Below are 20,533 nucleotides of genomic sequence, written 5' to 3' on the forward strand. Positions count from 1 at the left end.
GTTTATTTTTTTATGCTCTTCTCTTTTTTGTTTTGGCCGGCCGCCTCTTTTGCCAAGAGCGCTTCTTATGATGCCCTCCTCTTCAAGCCGGCTACCGATACCGGACTTTATCTTGGCGTCTACGGGGCCGATAATCTCGACCAGTGGGATTACTCCTTCGGGCTTTATGCGGATTACTCCAAAAATGCCCTCAAGACCTTTACCGGGGCGGGAGCCTTGATCGGTTCGGTGATCGATTATAATATCGTCGGGAATTTCTACGGGGCGGTGGGGCTCCTTCCTTTTTTGAGCGCCGGCCTTGATTTCCCGGTCGCCTTTCTGGAATCATTCAACGACCCGACCTCGGGGGGCAATTCCAAACAGGTTCAGGCGGGCGACCTCCGGCTGGATTTTAAATTAAAGGCCCTGGATCATTATCGGTTTCCGGTCGGGATTGCGATTGTCCCCTTTGTTACTTTCCCAACAGGGTCTGATACCTATTTTACCGGTTCTGGAAAATTCACCGGCGGGGGACTTGTCGTTATCGATTCGCCGCGGCTCTTCGACCGGTTTTCCGTTTCGCTGAATACCGGTTACCTGGCCAGGGCAAAGAGTACAGTCGTTTCCGGGACCACGATGGATGACGAGTTTTTGTACGGCCTTGGGGCCAATATTGCGGTCCACAAGTCGATTGATCTTATTGCCGAGGTTCGCGGCAGTACCCTCGTCTCCAATTTTTTCAAAAAATCAACCCAGTCGCCGCTCGAGGGGGAAGGGGCCATTCGTTACTATATCCCCAACATTCCCCTGGCCCTGACGGCCGGTGGCGGTGCGGGAATTACGAAGGGAGTGGGGACGCCGCAATTTCGGGTCCTTGCCGGTGTTGCCTATGTCACCCCTCGTCCGTTCGGTGTCTCGGAATATTCCTTGTACGAATTCAGGGTTCCCCCAGAATCGGTCTATGAGCTTTCCGACAAATGTCCTTACAGTCAGGGAGATTTTGACACTTCCAAGGACAATCCCCAGTGTTCCGAGGTTTACATCTTAAGAGAACTATCCGCCGAATGTCCTGAAGAGGCGTTGTATGACCCCCAGAGAGACAATCCCAACTGTGCCAAGGTCTATGTTTATCAGGAACAGGATAAAGATCGTGATGGCCTGACAGACTTCAAAGATCAGTGTCCCGGAGAGGCGGAGGTCTTCAACGGTTATCAGGATGATGATGGCTGTCCGGATGACCTGAAGGCGCTTGTCCTGACGGAAGATCAGCTAGTGACACAACGGATCTTCTTCGACTTTGACAAGGCGACCTTGAAGCCGATCTCGGAAACGAATATAGAAGAGGTCGCCAAGGCACTCGTTCTGCATACTGAACTTCTGAAGGTTGAGGTCCGAGGTCACACGGACAATGTCGGCAATTCCGATTATAACCTTGATCTCTCTCAAAGAAGGGCCAAGACAGTTATGGGTCTCCTTGTGGGTCAGGGGGTGGACAAAAAGAGACTCATCTCCAAGGGCTTGGGGGCCACCAAACCTCTGGGGACAAACCGGAACGAAGAGGGAAGGGCCAAGAACCGCCGTGTTGAATTCATCATCCTCAAGAGAGACGAGTCACAACCAGTCGGCGAGAGTGTCCCGGCGCCAGCGCTGTTGCCGGAATCGGTTCCTGAATCACTGCCCTTGCCCCCACCTGAGGCCGGAGAGGTCCCTCCTTCCGGAGGGGGAGATGATGAGGATCTGAAGGAAGAGAAAAAGATTGTGAGAAAGGTCAAGACGATTCACAAGAAGGCTTCCCCTAAACCGCCGATGACGCCGGCAACCGATGCTCCCGCACCAGAGACTGAAAGCGCGCCCCATCCAGAAACTCAAGAGGCGCCAGCTCTCCAATAGCCGACAGGTCGCTGGTAAAAGTGCCTGTGGTGATGAACAAGCCCTTGGAAGCCCGCTCCTGAAGAACGAGGTTTGAAAACTCGATGATCTCGGGGGAAGGGACAACCCCGTTCGGGTCCAAATAAAGGCAATGAATAATATAGCGGCCTCCCGTGAAGGGGGTGTTGTTTTTGGCATAAATGTCCGTTTGCCTTTCGCTGCCTTGGGAGATTTCGCCGACCTCCAGTTTCATCTGCTCCACAAGCTGGAGGCAGAGCTTGGCAAACTGTTTTGGTGTGTAAAGGGGTTCTTGTGATGACAGGTCTTTTTTCTTCTGGGTCCCGATCAACAGGATCAAAAAAGAGCCGACGATGAGGGAAAAGAGGGTAATGAAGAAGACCGATCCCATAGGGGTGGTTTAACAGTCAACGACGCATGACGCGGCGAAGGACACCTGTCTTCTGTCGTTTTTTATACTCAGCATGGCCGTTGACCCCGGTATTATTGATTTCGTTGGTTTCCTCGTCGACAATCTGAAATTCAACAAGAACGTAAACAAGGCTCCCCAGGGCATCTGAAAAGGGGCCTGTTGTCGTGGAAAGAAAACGGTCGAGTCGTATTGGCAGGTCCACGACAAACTTCACAACCCTGTAATTTTTTCCGGAATACTCCCTTTCACTATGCGGGTAGGGGAGTCGGAGCGAAAGGGAGCTGGCCAGTTTCTTGATCCGGCGGTTCATTTTACCGGACAGGTATTCGGAGGCGGTCAGGAGCGGACGGGTGTCGATCAGCTGATTGACTGAGGCCCCGGGAATCAGGTAGTTGAAAGGGAGTATCTCTTTGAAGAGATGAAGAACCATCTCCACAAGGTCTTCCTTTTTCCTAACGACAAGACGGTAACGGACACGGTCGTTGATCTGGGCCGCGATCGTTTCCTTTTTGGAGAGGAGTTTGGTGATCAAACTTTCCTTGGATTTCCGACCCCCCTCGTACTTCAGGAGTGGGGTTTCTTTTTTCAGAACCTTGGTCAGGGCTCTTTCAATCTTGTCTTCCACGAGGCTGTAGACATCTCTCAGGCTGATGGGGCAGTTGTAGAGCAATTCTCTTCCATCGATATGGTTGATGATGTTCATCGTCTTCAAGAGGACACAGGCCTGCTCCGAGAACGGTTCTTCCTTTGATGTGAGAAACAGCGAAAGAAACCGGGCCGGCTCACGAATCTCTCTCGGCAGATCGTATTGAAGCTGACTCTTGAGATAACCGCAGGCCTCGTTGTGGATGGCGGCCAGACGCTCCTGATCTTTGGGTCTGGTGATGTCGTACTCGTTGAGCTGGAGAAATCTCCTGACTTCCTCCTCGGATTGGAAGCGGAAACGTCCGGTATCGATAATCGAGTTTCCTTCAAGGACAAGGGTAAGGATCGATTTTTCAGAATCCGAAAGTTTGTCGAGCGGGACCAGGGTCAATGGCAATAATCCTTGGTTAAAAGGCACCTTAAAATATCAGAAGAGACCAATAATGGCAATGAAATTACCGCTGTTCGATTGACAAGCCTTGGTGGGGATGTTACCGACTGACTACAAATGTCTAAGATTGAAAAAATTTTGAGCCGGGAGATTATTGATTCACGGGGAAATCCTACAGTTGAGGTTGATCTTTTTCTGGAGGGAGGGGCCTGGGGAAGGGGGGTGGTTCCTTCGGGGGCCTCGACCGGATCCCATGAGGCGTTGGAATTGAGGGACGGCGATTCGAAGAGATATCTTGGCAAGGGGGTCCGCAAGGCGCTTGGCAATATCCAAGAGGTTCTTTTTCCAAAGATTAAAGGATTTCCTGCCGGCAATCAGGGGGAGTTGGACCGGATTCTGATTGAGACGGACGGGACAGAGACAAAATCAAAGGTGGGGGCTAATGCCATTCTTGCCGTCTCCCTGGCGTACGCTCGTGCCTCGGCAGTGGTGGCCCAACAACCTTTCTATCAATACCTTGGTCAGCTCTCAGGCCAAATGGGGGAACTCTTGCCCGTACCGATGATGAATCTCGTCAACGGTGGCCGGCATGCCGACAACAACATCGATTTTCAAGAATTCATGATTGTCCCGCATGGCTTCGGTTCCTTTACTGAAGCGCTCCGGGCCGGGGTGGAGGTTTTCCACTGTTTGAAAAAAATCCTCTCGGGGCGTGGTTTATCCACCGCTGTCGGGGATGAAGGAGGGGTTGCCCCTCGTTTGTCTTCTAATGAACAGGCGGTGGAGCTTTTGCTGGAGGCGATCGACAAGTCCGGTTATCAGGCGGGAAAAGAGATCGGCATTGCCCTGGATGTTGCGGCAAGCGAATTTTATAAGGGGGATGCGTCTGAGATGATCAGCCTTCTTTCCCAATGGGCCCAGAAATACCCGCTTGTTTCCGTCGAAGACGGACTGGCTGAAGATGACTGGCAGGGGTGGCAGAAGATGACGGAGATTTTAGGAGGGAAGTTGCAATTGGTCGGGGACGATATTTTTGTGACCAACACAAAAATTTTGGAGAAGGGGATCGCCCAAAAGGTGGCTAATGCCATCCTCATCAAACCGAACCAGATCGGGACCCTCACAGAAACCCTGGAAACGATTGAACTGGCCCGTCGTTCTGGCTACAAAATTATTATCTCCCACCGATCGGGAGAAACAGAAGACACCACCATCGCCGATCTCGCCGTGGGAACCGATGCCGGTCAGATTAAGACTGGTGGGCTTTCCCGAAGTGATCGGTTGGCCAAGTACAATCAGCTTTTAAGGATCGAAGAAAGACTAGGAAAAAGGGCCCGCTTTGCCGGTCTGCCTCATTGATTCCTGACACCCTCCAAATTGTTCCGATGGTTCGTTCCGATCTTTCTCAGGTGATCCTGATCGAGAAGGATTCTTTTGCCCTTCCTTATTCAGAATCCCTGTTCCAGATGGAGCTCAACCTTTCCATTGCGCATCTCTACGCGGCCAAACAGGGAGAGAGGATTGTTGGTTATATTGATTTCTGGCATGTGACGGATGAGATCCATCTGATCAATACGGCGGTTCATCCCGGAGATCGACGGAGAGGGATCGGTTCCCTCCTGATTTCTTTTCTGATCGATTATGCCAAAAGGGTCAAAGCGCGCCAGATCTACCTGGATGTCCGCCGCTCCAACGCCCCGGCGATCGGTTTGTACAAGAAATTCGGTTTTGATCAGGTGGGCTTACGCAAAGGGTACTATCGGGATAACAATGAGGATGCGTTAGTGATGGGGTTCAATTTATACTTCTCATCCAACGTCGGACAAAAAGCGTCGGCCGCCAGGGATAAGGGATAAAAACAGACCCGAAGCCGACTGCCTTCGCCCCCTTGGCAAAAATTTTCTGGATATCTTCATAATCCCAGATCGAGGGACCGATGATCGGAACTCTTGTCGTCTGAGCCATCTCTTCAACCATCTTCCAGGTATAAGGCTGGATAATCTTGCCTGACACACCGCCGCCGCCGAATCGGGCCAAGGGAGAAATTTTGTCGCCGAAAATCGCCTTCCAGGGGACGCTGTTGATCGCGATCGCCTCCACGATCCCCTCCAGCCTCTTGGCGATGGTGGTGTAATCGTGGGTGAATGAAAGTTTGGCGATCAGCGGAAAGGGGGAAAGTTTTTTGGCTTCCTGACAGAGGGTCAGGATCTGTTCGGTATCGCTCCCCCGGCCGGCTGGACTGTTGGGACAAGAGAGATTGAGTTCGATTCCAAGAATTTTTTTGTCTTTCAACAGGGTGATCATCTCACCCAGTTCTTTTTTATCAGAGGCCTCGATAGAGACGATGATTTTATAATCTTTAGGGATTGTTGGTGCGACCTCTCGACACCACCAATCAATCCCTTTGTTGGTCAGACCGATTGCATTGATCGTTCCGACACGGCCGATCCTCTTGGCGACACTCCAAGGATGAGACCAACAGAGGTTTCCTTGGCGAGGAAGTCGGGTGAGTGTCTTGGTAACAATGGTGAAGAGTCTGGGATCCAGAAGTCCGCACCACCGGAGCGGCCACTCCCAAGGCCAGCCCTGCCCGTCAAAGGCGAGGGCCCCGGAGGCGACCATGAACTCAAATGAATGATTATTGGAAAAGGTGATCATTAGTTAAGTCTTGACTCTACAGGCCCTTTTTGAGATTTTTAGTCTATGTTGTCAAGCAATGTTCTCGTCCTGAACCGTTCTTATATCCCGATCCACATTACTACCGTAAAAAGGGCTTTTTGTCTGATTTATCAAGGATTTGCCAAGGCTGTGGATAAACAGTTTGAGACCTTTGACTTCCAGTCCTGGAGCGAGCTTTCCGCCTCAACCCACGACGAGACGGTCGGTCTGGTGGGGCGGATTGTCAAGGTTCCGCGGGTGATCCTGCTGACCGCCTATGACCGAATCCCGAGACGAATCATCCGGTTCTCGCGGTTGAATGTCTACCTGAGGGATAACAATACCTGTCAGTACTGTGGCCATAAGAGGATCCGAGGGGAGCTGAACCTGGATCATGTCATCCCCCGTTCCAAAGGGGGGAAGACCTTGTGGGACAATGTGGTGGCCTGTTGTTTTGACTGTAACCGTCGCAAGGGGGGACGGCGGCCGGAGGAGGCGGGGATGAAATTGATCCGTCACCCGATTCGTCCGAAGTGGACCCCATTCATCGATTTCTCGATGAAGCAGATTCGTTACGAGGAATGGCGTCCCTTCTTTAACATCGTCGACTTTACCTATTGGAATCTCGAACTCAAAGAAGAATAAACAAGGGTGGTTTACCCCATGGAGAGCATTGTTTCCTCCTCTGAAGCGGGTCTCCGTTTGGATCTGTTTCTTTCCACAAAAGATCCCGATCATTCCCGTTCTTTTTTTAAAAAGTTGATTGAAGAAGGGAATGTGCTGGTTAATGGGTTTCAGAAAAAAGTAAATTATTCCGTTAGGGAAGGGGAGGAGATCTCTTGCACGATTCCTCCGTCTAAAAAAGGGATGATTGAGCCTGAAGAAATGCCCCTCACTATCCTCTACGAAGATGAGGACCTGATTGTGTTGGACAAACCGGCCGGTCTTGTGGTCCATCCCGCCGCCGGGCATCAATCCGGGACCCTTGTGAACGCCCTTTTGCACCACTGTCGCGGGCTTTCAGTGATCGGTGGGGTGGAGCGTCCCGGGATTGTGCACCGGTTGGATAAGGAGACTTCAGGCGTTTTGGTTGTTGCGAAGAATGACTTCAGTCATCATTCCCTTTCGCAACAGTTTAAGGAACATCAGGTTCAAAAGGTTTATCTCGCCTTGGTTCAAGGGGAGGTCAAAAAGGAAGAGGGGGTTCTCGCATCCTCTCTGGGGAGGCATCCGGTTCACCGGAAGAAGATTTCCTCACGGGGCCGGCACGGAAAAGAGGCGGTCAGTCATTATAAGGTTTCCAAACGGTTCAAAGGATACACCCTGGTTGAGGTGAAACCACAGACCGGCAGGACGCATCAGATCCGTGTTCATCTCTCGGAGGCCGGTTATCCGATTGCCGGGGATTCCTTGTATGGAGGGAAAAAGAGTCCTTTCCTGAATCGTTTTTTCCTGCATGCCACCTCACTTTCCTTTGATCATCCGCGAGAGGGTAAAAGGATGCAGTTCAAAAGCCCCTTGCCGCCGGAGCTGGACCAGTTTATTAACTCCCTACAAGTAAAGTGATGATTCATTCGAAAATTTTGAACAATATTCCTGGGATCCAACACGGTTTTGGGACGCGGTTTGATGCCGCTCCTCCCAACACCCATCTCTTGCAACAGGTTCATGGCAAAAAGGTTGTTGTGATCAGGAGGGGAGATGAAGCGCCCGTTATTGAATCTAAGGGTGATTCACCCAAAGCGGATGCCTGGGTCACGAACGACCCCTCTCTCATCATAGGAATCAAGACGGCCGATTGCGTTCCGATTCTTCTCTATGACCCGGTCCAGAAGGGTGTGGCCGCCGTTCATGCCGGGTGGAAGGGGAGTTTGGCGAACATCTCCGGTGAGGTCGTAAAAATAATGCAGGAGGAATTTTACTCCAAACCCTCAGACCTTGTGGCGGCGATCGGTCCGGCGGTTGGCTTTCACTGTTATGAAGTCGGTTCTGATGTTGCCGATCATTTTAAGAAGGAATTTGGCGAAGACAGACAAGTTTTACAGAAGTTTGGGAGGAAATTCCTCTTGGATACCCAAGCCGTGAATCGGAGACAACTCCATGAGGCGGGACTCCTGCCTGAAAAAATTGAAATTCTTTCCTATTGCACCCATTGTCGCTCGGATCTCCTGCACTCCGTCCGCCGCGATGGCGACGAAGCCGGCCGGCAGGTAAGTTGGGTTGAATTGTTGGGTTAACCGATCTTATCGATCAGTTTCTTCAATTCCCCGGAGGTGTGCAGGTCGCGGATGATGTCGCAGCCGCCGACGAATTCACCATTGATAAAGATCTGTGGCACAGTCGGCCATTGGGAGTATTCTTCGAGCGCCCCCCAAAGCTCTTCATCGGCCAGGACATCGACCGATTCAAAGGGGACTTTGTAGGTCTTGAGGACTTCGACCGCGGCGGCCGAAAAACCACAACGGGGGGCCTCCTTTTGTCCCTTCATAAAAATGATAACCTTATTTCTTTTGACCTGTTCTTCAACCTTCTTGATCAGTTCGGGTGATGACATGGTGTTCTCCTTATTTTTTTTCTTCTTCCGGTGTTAATGTATTTAACGATAGCGCATGAATCCCCCCTCCTTGGGCCTCCATGGAGGAGTGGAGGATCGTATACATCATCCGGTGCCTCGCCACGAGGTTCTTGCCGACAAATTGAGGGCTGACGACTGTTACCTGATAATGATCCATCGTCCCTGTCAGATCCTTCACCCTCACCTCGGCCCCGGGAAGCGCCTGCTCTACCTTTATGACGATCTCATGAGGGTCCATCATTTTGATGATGTCCAATTGCTAACTGATTTTGTCATACTTGGCAAGGGGGTTTTAATTGAAAAATCTATTTAAATCTCAATGAGTTTCACGCGTGCCTGGTACAAATGACCCTCGTGGTGCCAGGCACCGTTGTAAGTACTAGTATTTGATGGTGAAACCCCCTGTCCCGTCGACGCCGACCTGCGATCCCCCCATGAGCGCCAGTTCCCCATAGACGCCGACGCTGAGAGGACCAGTTCGAACTTCGAGAGCATGCATTCCCAAGGAAAATCGGCCCAAGGGGTCCCAAGATCGCAGGTGCTCCGTTCCATCCGGTTTTTTAACGGCAGTTCTGTTGTACAGGAAACCCATGCCGAGTGTCGCAAAGGGGGCCAATGCACGGATGCGTGGGTGGAGATCCGGGGCGAGCGGTTGTAATTCAAATTCACGGATGATGAAACCCATCGCCGACTGGGAATGACGTTCAAACTTTTCATCCCCCAAAAGATTCCGAAGACTCTCATCCAATGGCAGATCCCTCTTGGGCTGAAAAGAATCAGTGGATTTACCGTACAGGAATCGGACATGGATCGGCCCACGCCCCAAAAACCAGCCGACTGGTCTGGCGGCCCCCCAACCGGCGGTATTCACCTGTAAGTCAACCGCAAGGTCGGCACCGTAGATGAACATGGTATCGTTAGGATAAGCCCCTTCCAGATTCACCGGGTCGTGGCCTACAAAACGGGCAAAACCGGCAACCAGTGGTGTGGCGATGACTCGATGGAATCTTTTGCGATCTGGGGAAAACGGGCTTCCGGTCAGGATTTCGTACCGTTGCTGGATCGGGGGGTGGGCCTGCAGGAGCCGTCCCAATTCTGAAAGGCCGTTGGATCGATAGCGTTGTCGTTCCTGGCCGGTGACGATTCCGGGAGAGGCCTCGTCGGTCAGGGTATCCTGCACAATGGCGACCTGGTCCGGGTGAAGACCGAGTTCGACCAGTCTTTTTTGCTCTTCGTCATCAAACTTACCATCATTCGCGTAGGCCTGCGAGATCTCCCGTGAAACGACCTCGAAGTCGATCAGATGCAGGGCGTGCAGACGACGGAGGAGGGGGGGCTGTTCCCGGAGGATTGCCCCCAATTCAAAGAGATCGGCTGTGATGTAATCAACCATCTCCTCATCGGTCACAATTCCAGGAGAACCGGCATCCTTTAATGATTGTTCAATCAGGACGACCCCTTCCGCCGTGAGGCCCGCCTCCTGGATCCTTTGGATTTCCGCCGGACTGAAAGAGCCATCGTCGGCGTAGGCCTCGGTGATAAGGGCCGCTACTTCAGACGCGTCGATTTTTCTGAGTGTGACCGGGTCATCCGCCATGCACCGGTATTCTTCGGCGGGGGAGCAGATGAGTTGCTTACTTTTCCTGGCACCCTCCGACAGTTAATTCCGGAATCCGAAGGGTCGGTTGAGCGTCTCCTACCGGGACCCCTTGGCCATCCTTGCCGCAGGTGCCGATCCCAAAGCCCAAGTCGGAGCCGACCCTATCGATGGTGCGGAGGACCTCCGGGCCATTACCGGTCAACATCGCCCCACGGACCGGTTCGCCGATCCGGCCATTTTCGATCAGGTACCCTTCGTTGACCTCAAAGACAAAATCACCGTTGACCGTATTCACCTGACCGCCCCCCATCTTTTTGACAAAGAGTCCCTTGGGGGTGGAACGGAGAATAGAGGCGGGGTCATCGGTGCCGGGGGCAATGATCGTGTTAGTCATCCGGCAGATCGGTTTGAAGCGGTAACTTTCCCGCCGTCCATTGCCGGTTGAAGGGACGCCATCCTTCATTCCCATCAGATGATCATACATGTAATTTTTCAAAATCCCTTTGTCGACAAGGACCGTTTTTTCCGAAGGGGTTCCTTCATCATCGAAAAGGAACGAGCCACGACGGGTCGGCAGGGTGGCATCGTCCCAGATGGTGATCTGGGGAGTGGCAATTTTTTGCCCCTTTTTCCCGTGGTAAACGGAGAGTTTTTCACTGGCCAGATCTGCTTCAAGGCCGTGACCGATCGCCTCGTGGACCATGGTTCCACCCGCCTCCGAGGAAAGAACAACCGGCATCCGACCGGCCGGAGATTGCTTGGCCTTGAGGGCTAGGAAGGCCTGACGGACCGCCTCCCTGGCCACCTTCTCTGGTGTTTCTTTTTCCAACAGTTCCAACCCGAGATACCCCCCGACAGGGTAATAACCGGTTTGGATCAGGCCGTTGGTCGCCGCAGTGATATGGACAAAAAAGAGGGTGTAGCTCCTTTCTTCTTCGGTCAAGGCACCCAGCGAATTGGCAATCCAGAGGTTTTTACGATTGTCTCCATAGACCACCTTGACCTGTTTGACCGGACCACCGGCCTCCCACCCGATACGGGCCGCCTCAGTGACAAAACCGACCTTCTTTTCCAGTTCCGTTTTCCAGGGAGGGATTTCAACAGGGAGTGAAAGCCCGGAGGATGTTGATTTGAGTTTGATCGGCCGGCCAAAGGTTTTTGCCTGGACCGCCTCAGAAATCTTCCCGGCCAAGGCGAGGAGTGCTTTTTCAGATATTTCGTTGGTGTAGCCGTAGGCGGTTTGATGATTATGAATAACACGGATTCCCACCCCCCGGTCCACTCCCTGAACGATCTTTTCTATCTTTTTGTCCTCAGAGATGATCTGTGTCGGCTCCGATTCCTCGGCGTAAATTTCAGCAAAATCGCCGCCGTTTTTAAGGGCTGTTTTTAAAATTTTTTGGCAGTCGAAATTTTGAATCATCAGTTGAGAATATCCATAAAAGCAGAGACTGAAAAGAGCGCCTTACCAACCCCTGCCGGGCCATAACCGGGAGGGAGGGGAAGGTTATGCTTATAAAATGTTTCACGGTAAACTTCAAGGAGTCTGAGATAATAATCCAGGGGGGGTGGTTCCGGGTTGGTGGTGTAAAGGGTTGTTCCCGGTTCGACGCACCAGACGGTAAAGCGGGGGGCGATCCCGCGGGACATAAAATAGTTGAGGCCTTCCTCGGTCGAACGGATCGCCTCAGAGACGGTTTGAAAACCGTGGGGTTTTGACATTTCGATTCCAGCTACGAAATTGGGAATCACTTGGGAAGGGCCAAAGATTTCGGCGGCATCCAGAATCCTTTTGATCCATTCATCGCGGCCGATCATTTTTTCTTTTCCAGGGCAAAGTTGGACAAAGAGGTTTTTGTCCCAGACCTCAAAATTGGGGTGGTAGATTTGGTAGCCCGCTTTTTTCAGTTGTTTGACATTTTTTAGAGGAAGGGCCTGAACCACCGCCTTGGGGATCCAGCGCCCTGGGAATTTTGATTCAATCGCCTCGGCATAACGGGCGTAGAATGCCGCCTCATCCATTCCTTCCAGTGTTGAGGTAATGCTGCCGCCGGTAACAGTGTAGGCCTGGCTGACCCGTTCTGTATCTTTCTCTTTGATGATTTTCAGCCCTTCCAGGATCTCTTCCACCTGTTTGACACCGGTGTAAGAACGCTCCTTTTTCTGTTGGCGGTAGTTTTCATTGATATCGCAGAACTGGCATTCTTCTTTTTCCCCCCAGTATTGGCAGAGCCGGAAGGCGGTGAGGTAGATCAGATAACCCCATTCAATCGTTGGTGCGATATCCTGCACCGGTTTGCCGCTTGAAAGTGGTTCGTCGTAGTAAGCAGGACGCGAAGGGGGGAGAACGGTTGCGAGAGTTTCCCCCCCTTGACACAATCGAAACTCTCCCTCCTGCCAGTTAATCTGATAGGGGGAATGGGGATTCAGACGAACGGAGACGATGGTCCTTTTTAAATCATAAGGCCCCCCGGTCAGTGCAATTTCTTCAGGGGCCGCTGTTTTTTCAAGAGGGCTCAACTCTTTTTGCAAAACCCTGTCGAAGGAAAAAATAAAATAGGACTTTTCCTTTTTGCCGGACATCCTTTGAAGGGCCTCTTCCGTAAAGGCGATTCCAAGCCGGAGCAAGTCAGTCTTCAGGATCGCCTCTGGAGGCAGGTCACCGAAAGATTTGATGAGGGTGTCCATCATTCAAAATGATGAAATCATATCCCTTTTTGTGAGTCAATATCTCCGACTTAAGTTTTAGAGATTCCTAAGGCCCTTTTTTCTGGTAGAATGATCCGATGCTGGTACGGGTCCTATTTCTTATTTTTGCGGTGATGATTGTTCTGCCTGGTCTTGGATTTGCGGGATCGGATCTCCTGCCGGATCGGTTCAATGGTCCCCTGGTCTATGAAACTTCTTTGGGGGTTGGTCTGATCAAGGGTTACGATTTTTTTGAGGGGGAAGAATTCAAAAGGGCGATCACCAGTCTGCCGGGGGCAGGACTGATTTGTTCTTATGGGACCCGGGCGGCGCAACCGGGCAACCGTCCTTTGACATACCCGACCCTTCTGCCGAGGCCGCGTTGGAAACGGTCAATCTTTTGCCTCAATATTCCCTTCTGAAATCCGAAAATCGTCGTAGTCGCAGATGGCAGGGGTTTTTGTGCCATCGCCATCGGTCAAAAGGCCGAATCCCACTGGGTCTTTATCAGGACTGGACTTAAAGAGACGCTGGTATTCTTTGACGATGTTGAGAGAGACGGTTTGCCACTGGCCAAGGTTTTGGGAACCACTGGCGGCCGTCACGACATAAAAATCACCGGGGGTATCCTCAGTGACCGTTCCGACCGGGAGATCAGTGCTCCAGACATATTTGACCGCTTTTCCTCCATAGCCGCCAAAGATGATGTAAACGCCGCAGGCGTTATCATTAAACTTCTCGTGGTTTTTCGGAGTGGGGATCGCCTTGGCCCGCCATCGCCAGGAGATGTTGGGCCATCGGGAGAGCTCCCAGTAAAACCGCTTGAAGATCTGTACGCCAATATCTTGAGTTTCTCCTGAGGCCGTCGCGTTGAGGTAGTGATTATCACCCTCTGTCTGGACCGAATAGACCTGCATCGCCTTCCCTCTCTGAAAGGGGTAGGTTCTGAACCTCGTCGGGAACTTGCCGACCGGCTCTGTATTAAAACCTTCTATGACCCGGAGTGGGGGCAATGGTTTGAGGCTGTAAGGGTTCGCCCAGAGTCCCCAAGGAGGGGAAAGGAGAAAAACCGTCACAAAAAAGTAGCCCTTGCAGAGGCGACTTTGTTTGGTTATCTTAGGAGACCTATGTGGCATCAGTGCTTCAAATTTATTTTCAGAGTCGGTCAGGTAATTTCCTATGCTGTCCGGTTCAGTCTACTCGTCTTCATAGGGACAAGCAACAAATTATGGGACGTGGAATAAAAAAGATCGGCATTGTCACGGAATATTTCTACCCGCATCTGGGGGGGATTACCGAGCATGTTTACTATTTCTCCAAGGAACTGGCCAGGAGGGGATTTGAGGTCGTTCTCCTGACAGGATTCAAGGGAGAAGAGCTCGAGGTCGAACTTCCGCCGTCGGTGAGGATTATCCGTTTGGGAAAGAGCATTTCCATTTTTTCAAATAACTCTTATGGCAGGGTGACCATCGGCACCAATCTGGGGAGAAAAATCAAAAAGGTTTTAGCCGATGAGCAGTTTGATCTCCTTCATATTCATTCGCCGATCATGATGACACTCCCCCTCCTTTTCCAGAAATATACCAATACGGTGACTATCGGCACTTTTCATACCTATTTTGACACCCTTTTCCCCTATAAAATTTGGCGGAAGACGTCTCAGCGTTATCTTGACAAACTGGACGGTCGGATTGCCGTTTCGCAATCTTGCATCGATGCAATGAATCGATATTTCCGGGGAGACTATACGATCATTCCCAACGGGGTCGAGACCTCCTGGTTTTCCACCCCTTCAGGCCGGATCCAAAAATATGACGATGGGTCGCAAAATATCCTGTTTCTCGGGCGGCTTGATCCCCGTAACGGCCTCAATATATTGTTGGATGCTTTTCCGCATATTGAACGGAAACTTCCGAATGCCAGACTCATCGTTGTCGGAGACGGGCCGATGCGGCATTTCTTTGAGAAAAGGGCCGGCACCTTGATCAACCGCAAGATATTTTTTGAGGGGCAGATCAATGGAAATCGTCCCGACTATTTTGCCACCAGTCACGTCTTTTGTTACCCGGCCACCAAGGCCTCTTTCGGCATCACCCTCCTTGAGGCGATGGCCGCCGGAACGCCGGTTGTCGCGGCCGATAATCCCGGTTTTAAGGGGCTCATCCGGCATGGGGTCAACGGGTTTCTTGTCCCCAAGGACAACCCTCCCATCCTTGCCGAGGCCCTGGTCAAAATTTTGGACGAAAAGGGCCTCGCCCAGAAGTTGGTTGAGGGGGGACGGGCGGAGGCGGAAAGACATTCTTGGGCCAAGGTGACGGATAGGGTCATCGAGTTCTACAACCAGATTTATTTGCAAAAGAAGGGAGTTCCGTTTGGGTGAACTACCCTTGCCGTTCAGGGTTTACGTCGAGGTCTTCCTTATCGTTCTGGGTGGTGTCGGGCTTGGTTTTCTCCTTCTCATCCGTTTCTTGCGCTCCTTTAAATCAGGCCAACCGATTCGGATCCTCAGGAGGGGGCTGGTTTTTTTATTTTATGGGATTATGGCCTTCTTGGCCTGTTCTGCTTTTATTCCTTGTTTTAATCCCTGGGGAGAAACTCTCTGTCACGGCCCCCGTTCCGAGAAACTGGTGGCTTTAACCTTTGATGACGGGCCGAACGAACCGTACACCTCTCAAATTCTGGATATCCTTAAAGGGTACGACGTCCCCGCGGCATTTTTTGTGGTTGGTAAAAATGTGGAGCGATACCCTGGAGTGGTGGAGAGGATGAACCGTGAAGGCTTCCTGGTAGGGAACCATACCTGGGATCATCGTCCTCTTGTCTGGATGAGGTCTGACGAGGCCGAAAAAGAAATCCTGGGATGGGAAAGAGCGATGAATGGTCTTGGAACACCTCCCGCAAAACTTTTTAGGGCTCCCCATGGTTGGAAGAGTCCGTGGCTGGTTTCTTTGTTAAAGGGGAGGGGGTATCGTTTCATCGGGTGGAGTCGGGGTGTCTGGGACAGTGATCAGCCAGGGGTTGATATTTTGTTCAACCGGTTGACGAAAGAAATGACAAATGGAGAGATTATTCTTCTTCATGACGGGGCCGAGGCTCGCGCGGGGGTGGATCGGAGCCAAACGGTTACCATTCTTCCCGCCGTCATTGAATCGTACCGAAAGAACGGGTTTCAATTTGTTTCCCTGGAGGAATTTTTGAAACGAGCCCCTCGATGAAAGGTCTGCCGCATCTCTATAAAATAGGGATCCGTTACCCCAAATCGGTGATCGGGATAGCGCTGCTTTTTTCCTGCCTTTCGGTTGTCGTGGCCAGAAATCTGAAGATTGAAACCAGCATGACGGCCCTGGCCCCGAAGGATTCCGAAAGTGTCCGGGGGGAGAAGGAGTTCAAACGCTATTTTGGAAGCAACAGTTATCTCCTCTTGACTGTGGAAGGGCCCAACGCGGAGGTGGCAGAACATTTTGCCGACGAATTGTCCTCCCGAATGGAGGGACTCACAGAGGTCGTTTACATCGATTACCGCCGTCCCGTTGACTACTTCAAAAAACGGCAATGGCTCTATCTCGAACTGGATGACTTGAAGGAGATTGAGCGGCGTATCGACCGGACCTTGAGGCTTCAAAAAAAAGGACTCAGTTTTGTTTTTAGCGACCTGATGGATTTTGCCGATGAAGAGGATCGCCCGGACCTCAATTTTGACGACATTTTTAAAAAGTATGAACAAAAACTGTGGCGTTTTTCCAAGTATGAAGCCAATGAGGCGGGCAATTTCATTGTGATGAGGGTCAAGGTCCAGGAGGGGACTGAGGATATTGAATCGGCCCGGAACCTTGTCAACAAGATCAAAAAAACGGAGCAGGAGCTCAAACAGCAGAGAGACAGTTACCAACCGGTCACAGTGGGTTACACCGGCACCTTGCAGACGACGATCGAGGAATCGGACCAGATCAAGAAAGAGATGGCGATTGTCTCCGCGGTGGTTGCCTTCATCCTTATTCTGATCCTCTATCTTTATTTCCGAAGGGGAGAGGCGATCTTTTTGATCGGTCTTCCGCTGCTGGCCGGCATCCTCTGGACAGGGGGGATCATTTACTGGTCTCTGGGGCATCTCAATTTGGTGACCAGTTTTGCCGGCGGCATCCTTGCCGGCCTTGGCAGTGACTATGGCATTTATCTCTTGAGCCGATTTTATCTGGAAAGGGAAGGGGGCAAAGATTTTCAGACCGCCTGTCGTCTGACCTTTGAAAACACCGGTCAGGCCACCTATGGCTCAATGGTGACAACGGCAGGGGCCTTTGTCGCCTTGTTGTTCTCCAAGTTTGGCGTCTTTTTTGAGTTCGGTCTCTTGGGGGCGATCGGCGTTGTTCTTAATTATCTGGCGATGATCATTGTTCTGCCAAGCCTGCTCACCTTTTTTGACCGTCAGAAGGAAAAGGCCGGCGTCTCTCTGTTGAGTGCACGATTCTCAGGCTTTCGTAGCGGCCCCCTGATGAGCCGACCGGTTGCGGTTGTTCTGGCGGCCGGGTTGCTTATCACCGCGGCCGCTTTTACCGTCCCCTCCGGTTCAAAGATCCACTTCAATGAAGATATGATGGTGAATAAAAAACTCCCGGGGAACCGCCTCTATTCAAAAATGGATACGATTAAGGGAACCCCCTTCAGTCCGACAATCCTGATCACCAATGGGATTAAAGAAACCGAAAAGACGGTCAAGACCCTGGATCAGCTGATTGAAAAGGATAAAACCAAGAGACTTGTTTTTGATCAGACTGTCGGTCTGCCCAGCCTGATTCCCCCCGCGCAACCCGAGAAAAAGAAGGTTATTGACTCGATTGCCCACAAGATTGTGGATCTTCAATGGATCTCCAGAAAGCAGAAGCTCGATTTTCTCCTGGGTTTCAAGGAGACACTCCGCTCCCCGCCGGTCACCCGTGAAAATCTCCCTGTTGAGGTGAAGCGGGCCTTTGAATCACCGACCCACAAGGATATTTTTGCCGTCTATCTTTTTCCCGCCTTTTCCCGCCTCTCTTCGGAATCGCTCCGGCGATACCATGACGGGATCGATGCCTTGAAGAGGGAGATGACAGCCCTTCATTTTACGGCGGTCGATGGGACCTTTGTCTATGATGAGATTGTCAAACTGATTGAAAAGGAGTCTCCTCGGGGGATGATGCTGATCGTTCTTCTTTTGACGGCCGTGATGTACCTTTTGAGCCGTTCTGTGGTCAGGACCTTCCTGATCATGTTAAATCTGCTGACCAGCCTTGTCCTTCTTTCGGCAATTCTGGTTATTGCCAATATCCCGCTCAACGTGATGAACATCGCCGCGATTCCTGTCATCCTGGGGACCGGGATCGACAGCTTCGTCCACTTTGCCCAGCGGTATGATGAGAGCGGCGATATGGCGGCTACCCTCAGGGAAAAAATCCCCGCGATTATTTTTTCCAACCTGACGACAATTATTGGTTTTGGCGGTTTTCTGCTTGTCTCGAACCCGGGACTTCGATCCGTCGGGTGGGTCGCCGTCATCGGCCTGACCTGCGTAACCCTCCTTAGCACCTTTGTCTTCCCGCGGTGCCTTATTCTTGAGGGAGGCTCAAGGAGGAGGTGGGGGTAACCTGTTTTTTTTCGTGAAGGTGCGTGCCCAGGTGTTTCAACCAGGACCAGGCCCTGTCGGTTTGTTCGCCAAGGGTACAGGCGATTGGCACCAGAATAATCCCGGCAACGACGTCGATGGTGTAGTGATACCTCAAATAAATTGTTGATACCACCAGACTGGTTGCCGGCAGGAGAAAATACCAGAAGAGCCTTCGTCGGTAACGAAAAGCAAAAACGAGACAGATCAGGGTATTGGCGGTGTGGAGACTGGGGAAGACATCCCTCATGTTGGAAAAACTCTGGTAGAGATGGTTATTCAGTTGCGTCAGGAGGCCTCCCTCCAGAGGAATCATGTACAAATGGGACAGCCCGTAATAAGGGCCGATCCCGGGAACCAGGATGTAGCCGACAAAACCGATGTAACAGCTGTAGAGATAGGCGAGCATGAATCTCCGAAAGGAGGTCTCCCGGTCGACGGGGCTTCTGTAAAGGGAGAACCCCAGAAACATCGGGTAGAGGAGATAGGAATGATAAATGGCCGAGAAAAAGTCGTTGAGACCGGGAGAGACAAGTCTTTCCATCCAGACCGAGAGGTGGGACCCAAACAGGTTCAGGTCCCACTGGATCAGCATTGCATCCATGACCTTGGGGTTGAGGGTGACCACGAGGTCGTGCATATTTTCGTAAATAAGCGCCATGATGACGAAGGGGAGCCATGATTTGACCAGTTGGGTTATGGTGAATCCGGAAATCTTCCGGTGCTGGACAATCCAGGCAAAAGCGGAGACGATTGCGATGTGCAAAAAGAATCGTCCTGCAACGGCGTAAAAATAAGGCCAGTTGAAGGGGCCTGTTGATTGATTCCGGACGTGGGCTGTCAGCGCCCAGAGAATTGTTCCAACCGGGAGGATGGCGAGCAAGACCGCCAACCAGAGGTAAGGGATCAGACGACGGTTGCCGAGCATGAGGACCCAGAAAAAGGCGGCCGGCAGGAGGATCGGCCACTTGAAAGTATCCCAGGTGGTGACACGGGGGAGATAAAGGGCAAGGGCCACCACCAGAAATATCCCCGCCAGGATATACTCCGGCTTCAGGTTCTCAATGGCAATTTTGCGGATTTTCCAGAGCATGAGGTTTGCTGTTTATGCGAAGTTGATTATGATGTCCAGAAGCTTTTAGGAATTCAAGTCGGCTTCTTTGAGGGTACTGTTACGCATCAGGAACCTTCGGCCACCCAGCGTCGCTACCGCAATACTGCCAGCACAGGTGCTGAGGACATAAGAGACAGCTCTTTCCAGGAGTGTAATGGCAATCGCCGTCTCCAAACTGACGCCAAAGAGGTGGAGGGCGGCTGTCAGGCCTCCTTCAGTCGGCCCCAGTCCTCCCAGACTGGGCATGATACTGCAGATCAGGATCACAATGGAAAGCGTTGCCGCTTGAGTGATGGAGAGATGGACTCCGAAGGCGGCGGAAACAACCATCAGCCTCAAAAGATCCTGAAGCCAGACTAGCGAGGAAAATCCGATAGCGCCGCCGAAATTCTTTGGGTTGATACGGAAGGAGTGGACCAGTCTTCGACGTGACAAGACCCATTCACGAAATTTTCCAATAGACCGGTAGCTGAGGAATAGCCCGATCATCAGGACGAGAATGAGAAGGGCGATCAAAATAATGTTATTGAAGCGGTGAAAAAGTCTGAGGAGTGTTGGAAAGGAGAGGGCTACGACAAAGAGCGAAGGGACCAACGCGGCAACCCTGTCGTAGAAGATGGAGACAAAGGCCTTCTTCAGATCGATGGGCGTCCATTTTCGCAAAAGGGTGATCCGGGAGACCTCCCCCCCGATCCGGCTTGAAGGGAGGATGTTGCTCACAAAGATGCCGATGATGATACCGATAGAGGTTTGACTGAGCCGAACGGGGCAGCCGAGACCGAGCAAAATTTTCTTCCAACGGGCCCCGCTGATCACAACGCTGACGGTATAAAGGGCCACCGCAGTCAGGACGTAGGAGAGACGAACCTCTCCCAGCGAATAAACAGCTTTAACAAAGGAAGACCAAAGATTCATTGGAAGATTGAGTCTGGAAGAATCGTTGGATCAA

At 51.7% G+C, this 20,533-nt stretch carries 21 protein-coding genes; 10 read left to right on the top strand and 11 right to left on the bottom strand.

Annotated elements, in window-relative coordinates; genetic code table 11:
- Window positions 1-12: 12 nt before the first annotated feature.
- The gene (locus HYS22_01260) at window positions 13-1,869 is read left to right on the top strand and encodes an OmpA family protein (protein MBI1908787.1); all 1,857 of its coding nucleotides are present in this window, start codon (window positions 13-15) and stop codon (window positions 1,867-1,869) included.
- Here the strand turns inward: HYS22_01260 and HYS22_01265 are convergent.
- The gene (locus tag HYS22_01265; protein ID MBI1908788.1) at window positions 1,775-2,257 is read right to left on the bottom strand and encodes a restriction endonuclease; all 483 of its coding nucleotides are present in this window, start codon (window positions 2,255-2,257) and stop codon (window positions 1,775-1,777) included. The genes HYS22_01260 and HYS22_01265 overlap by 95 nt on opposite strands.
- A 16-nt stretch (window positions 2,258-2,273) precedes the next feature.
- Entirely contained in the window at window positions 2,274-3,341 is a 1,068-nt protein-coding gene (locus HYS22_01270; protein MBI1908789.1) for a TIGR04552 family protein, read from the bottom strand.
- 90 nt (window positions 3,342-3,431) lie between these two features.
- Between HYS22_01270 and eno the strand changes: the two genes are divergently transcribed.
- Entirely contained in the window at window positions 3,432-4,673 is a 1,242-nt protein-coding gene (eno, locus tag HYS22_01275) for a phosphopyruvate hydratase (GenBank protein MBI1908790.1), read from the top strand.
- Window positions 4,674-4,699: 26 nt separating this feature from the next.
- The gene (gene rimI, locus HYS22_01280) at window positions 4,700-5,170 is read left to right on the top strand and encodes a ribosomal protein S18-alanine N-acetyltransferase (protein MBI1908791.1); all 471 of its coding nucleotides are present in this window, start codon (window positions 4,700-4,702) and stop codon (window positions 5,168-5,170) included.
- Here rimI and HYS22_01285 read toward each other — a convergent pair.
- The gene (locus HYS22_01285; GenBank protein MBI1908792.1) at window positions 5,109-5,972 is read right to left on the bottom strand and encodes a hypothetical protein; all 864 of its coding nucleotides are present in this window, start codon (window positions 5,970-5,972) and stop codon (window positions 5,109-5,111) included. The genes rimI and HYS22_01285 overlap by 62 nt on opposite strands.
- Window positions 5,973-6,017: 45 nt before the next feature.
- On the opposite strand from HYS22_01285, the gene HYS22_01290 reads away from it, so the two are divergent.
- Genes HYS22_01290 through pgeF form a run of 3 tightly spaced genes read left to right on the top strand, consistent with a single transcriptional unit; the run spans window position 6,018 to window position 8,209 of the window.
- Entirely contained in the window at window positions 6,018-6,617 is a 600-nt protein-coding gene (locus HYS22_01290; GenBank protein ID MBI1908793.1) for an HNH endonuclease, read from the top strand.
- 18 nt (window positions 6,618-6,635) lie between these two features.
- The gene (locus HYS22_01295; protein ID MBI1908794.1) at window positions 6,636-7,538 is read left to right on the top strand and encodes an RluA family pseudouridine synthase; all 903 of its coding nucleotides are present in this window, start codon (window positions 6,636-6,638) and stop codon (window positions 7,536-7,538) included.
- On the top strand, window positions 7,538-8,209 hold the full coding sequence (gene pgeF / locus HYS22_01300) for a peptidoglycan editing factor PgeF (protein ID MBI1908795.1): 672 nt from the start codon (window positions 7,538-7,540) through the stop codon (window positions 8,207-8,209). Before HYS22_01295 ends, pgeF begins: the two co-directional genes overlap by 1 nt.
- On the opposite strand, the gene grxD is transcribed toward pgeF, so the two are convergent.
- The 5 genes from grxD to HYS22_01325 form a co-directional block, all read right to left on the bottom strand.
- Window positions 8,206-8,526, bottom strand: coding sequence for a Grx4 family monothiol glutaredoxin (gene grxD, locus HYS22_01305; GenBank protein ID MBI1908796.1), 321 nt, complete (start codon window positions 8,524-8,526; stop codon window positions 8,206-8,208). The two genes, pgeF and grxD, sit on opposite strands and share 4 nt — an antisense overlap.
- 10 nt (window positions 8,527-8,536) lie before the next feature.
- A complete protein-coding gene (locus tag HYS22_01310; protein ID MBI1908797.1) occupies window positions 8,537-8,788 on the bottom strand; it encodes a BolA family transcriptional regulator in 252 nt (83 codons plus the stop codon).
- Window positions 8,789-8,926: 138 nt separating this feature from the next.
- On the bottom strand, window positions 8,927-10,144 hold the full coding sequence (locus HYS22_01315) for a hypothetical protein (GenBank protein ID MBI1908798.1): 1,218 nt from the start codon (window positions 10,142-10,144) through the stop codon (window positions 8,927-8,929).
- Between the two features lie 37 nt (window positions 10,145-10,181).
- On the bottom strand, window positions 10,182-11,570 hold the full coding sequence (locus tag HYS22_01320; protein ID MBI1908799.1) for a TldD/PmbA family protein: 1,389 nt from the start codon (window positions 11,568-11,570) through the stop codon (window positions 10,182-10,184).
- Complete coding sequence (locus HYS22_01325; GenBank protein MBI1908800.1) at window positions 11,570-12,838, bottom strand: radical SAM protein; 1,269 nt, start codon at window positions 12,836-12,838, stop codon at window positions 11,570-11,572. The genes HYS22_01320 and HYS22_01325 overlap by 1 nt, the downstream gene beginning before the upstream one ends.
- A 95-nt stretch (window positions 12,839-12,933) precedes the next feature.
- Here HYS22_01325 and HYS22_01330 point away from each other — a divergent pair, with 95 nt between their 5' ends.
- On the top strand, window positions 12,934-13,257 hold the full coding sequence (locus HYS22_01330; protein ID MBI1908801.1) for a hypothetical protein: 324 nt from the start codon (window positions 12,934-12,936) through the stop codon (window positions 13,255-13,257).
- Here HYS22_01330 and HYS22_01335 read toward each other — a convergent pair.
- Window positions 13,228-13,911 carry a DUF3047 domain-containing protein gene (locus HYS22_01335; GenBank protein MBI1908802.1) on the bottom strand — a complete coding sequence of 228 codons (684 nt, stop codon included), beginning with the start codon at window positions 13,909-13,911 and terminating at the stop codon, window positions 13,228-13,230. The two genes, HYS22_01330 and HYS22_01335, sit on opposite strands and share 30 nt — an antisense overlap.
- Before the next feature lie 152 nt (window positions 13,912-14,063).
- On the opposite strand from HYS22_01335, the gene HYS22_01340 reads away from it, so the two are divergent.
- Genes HYS22_01340 through HYS22_01350 form a run of 3 tightly spaced genes read left to right on the top strand, consistent with a single transcriptional unit; the run spans window position 14,064 to window position 18,452 of the window.
- Window positions 14,064-15,215, top strand: a complete 1,152-nt coding sequence (locus HYS22_01340) for a glycosyltransferase family 4 protein (protein ID MBI1908803.1) — start codon at window positions 14,064-14,066, stop codon at window positions 15,213-15,215.
- On the top strand, window positions 15,208-16,050 hold the full coding sequence (locus tag HYS22_01345) for a polysaccharide deacetylase family protein (protein ID MBI1908804.1): 843 nt from the start codon (window positions 15,208-15,210) through the stop codon (window positions 16,048-16,050). The genes HYS22_01340 and HYS22_01345 overlap by 8 nt, the downstream gene beginning before the upstream one ends.
- Entirely contained in the window at window positions 16,047-18,452 is a 2,406-nt protein-coding gene (locus HYS22_01350) for an MMPL family transporter (protein ID MBI1908805.1), read from the top strand. Before HYS22_01345 ends, HYS22_01350 begins: the two co-directional genes overlap by 4 nt.
- On the opposite strand, the gene HYS22_01355 is transcribed toward HYS22_01350, so the two are convergent.
- A complete protein-coding gene (locus tag HYS22_01355) occupies window positions 18,415-19,563 on the bottom strand; it encodes a phosphatase PAP2 family protein (protein MBI1908806.1) in 1,149 nt (382 codons plus the stop codon). The genes HYS22_01350 and HYS22_01355 overlap by 38 nt on opposite strands.
- 45 nt (window positions 19,564-19,608) lie before the next feature.
- Window positions 19,609-20,499 carry a flippase-like domain-containing protein gene (locus tag HYS22_01360; protein ID MBI1908807.1) on the bottom strand — a complete coding sequence of 297 codons (891 nt, stop codon included), beginning with the start codon at window positions 20,497-20,499 and terminating at the stop codon, window positions 19,609-19,611.
- Between the last annotated feature and the right edge of the window lie 34 nt (window positions 20,500-20,533).

The organism is Deltaproteobacteria bacterium, assembly GCA_016177765.1.
Taxonomy (GTDB): domain Bacteria; phylum UBA10199; class UBA10199; order JACPAL01; family JACOUP01; genus JACOUP01.

Excerpts from the sequence above, each read along its gene's own strand:
- eno (MBI1908790.1), top strand. The coding sequence starts at position 3,432 with ATGTCTAAGATTGAAAAAATTTTGAGCCGGGAGATTATTGATTCACGG.
- HYS22_01295 (MBI1908794.1), top strand. The coding sequence starts at position 6,636 with ATGGAGAGCATTGTTTCCTCCTCTGAAGCGGGTCTCCGTTTGGATCTG.
- HYS22_01285 (MBI1908792.1), bottom strand. The coding sequence starts at position 5,972 with ATGATCACCTTTTCCAATAATCATTCATTTGAGTTCATGGTCGCCTCC.
- HYS22_01260 (MBI1908787.1), top strand. The coding sequence starts at position 13 with ATGCTCTTCTCTTTTTTGTTTTGGCCGGCCGCCTCTTTTGCCAAGAGC.
- rimI (MBI1908791.1), top strand. The coding sequence starts at position 4,700 with ATGGTTCGTTCCGATCTTTCTCAGGTGATCCTGATCGAGAAGGATTCT.
- HYS22_01315 (MBI1908798.1), bottom strand. The coding sequence starts at position 10,144 with ATGGCGGATGACCCGGTCACACTCAGAAAAATCGACGCGTCTGAAGTA.
- HYS22_01360 (MBI1908807.1), bottom strand. The coding sequence starts at position 20,499 with ATGAATCTTTGGTCTTCCTTTGTTAAAGCTGTTTATTCGCTGGGAGAG.
- HYS22_01330 (MBI1908801.1), top strand. The coding sequence starts at position 12,934 with ATGCTGGTACGGGTCCTATTTCTTATTTTTGCGGTGATGATTGTTCTG.
- HYS22_01325 (MBI1908800.1), bottom strand. The coding sequence starts at position 12,838 with ATGATGGACACCCTCATCAAATCTTTCGGTGACCTGCCTCCAGAGGCG.
- HYS22_01355 (MBI1908806.1), bottom strand. The coding sequence starts at position 19,563 with ATGCTCTGGAAAATCCGCAAAATTGCCATTGAGAACCTGAAGCCGGAG.
- HYS22_01350 (MBI1908805.1), top strand. The coding sequence starts at position 16,047 with ATGAAAGGTCTGCCGCATCTCTATAAAATAGGGATCCGTTACCCCAAA.
- grxD (MBI1908796.1), bottom strand. The coding sequence starts at position 8,526 with ATGTCATCACCCGAACTGATCAAGAAGGTTGAAGAACAGGTCAAAAGA.
- HYS22_01320 (MBI1908799.1), bottom strand. The coding sequence starts at position 11,570 with ATGATTCAAAATTTCGACTGCCAAAAAATTTTAAAAACAGCCCTTAAA.
- HYS22_01340 (MBI1908803.1), top strand. The coding sequence starts at position 14,064 with ATGGGACGTGGAATAAAAAAGATCGGCATTGTCACGGAATATTTCTAC.
- HYS22_01265 (MBI1908788.1), bottom strand. The coding sequence starts at position 2,257 with ATGGGATCGGTCTTCTTCATTACCCTCTTTTCCCTCATCGTCGGCTCT.
- HYS22_01310 (MBI1908797.1), bottom strand. The coding sequence starts at position 8,788 with ATGATGGACCCTCATGAGATCGTCATAAAGGTAGAGCAGGCGCTTCCC.
- HYS22_01290 (MBI1908793.1), top strand. The coding sequence starts at position 6,018 with ATGTTGTCAAGCAATGTTCTCGTCCTGAACCGTTCTTATATCCCGATC.
- pgeF (MBI1908795.1), top strand. The coding sequence starts at position 7,538 with ATGATTCATTCGAAAATTTTGAACAATATTCCTGGGATCCAACACGGT.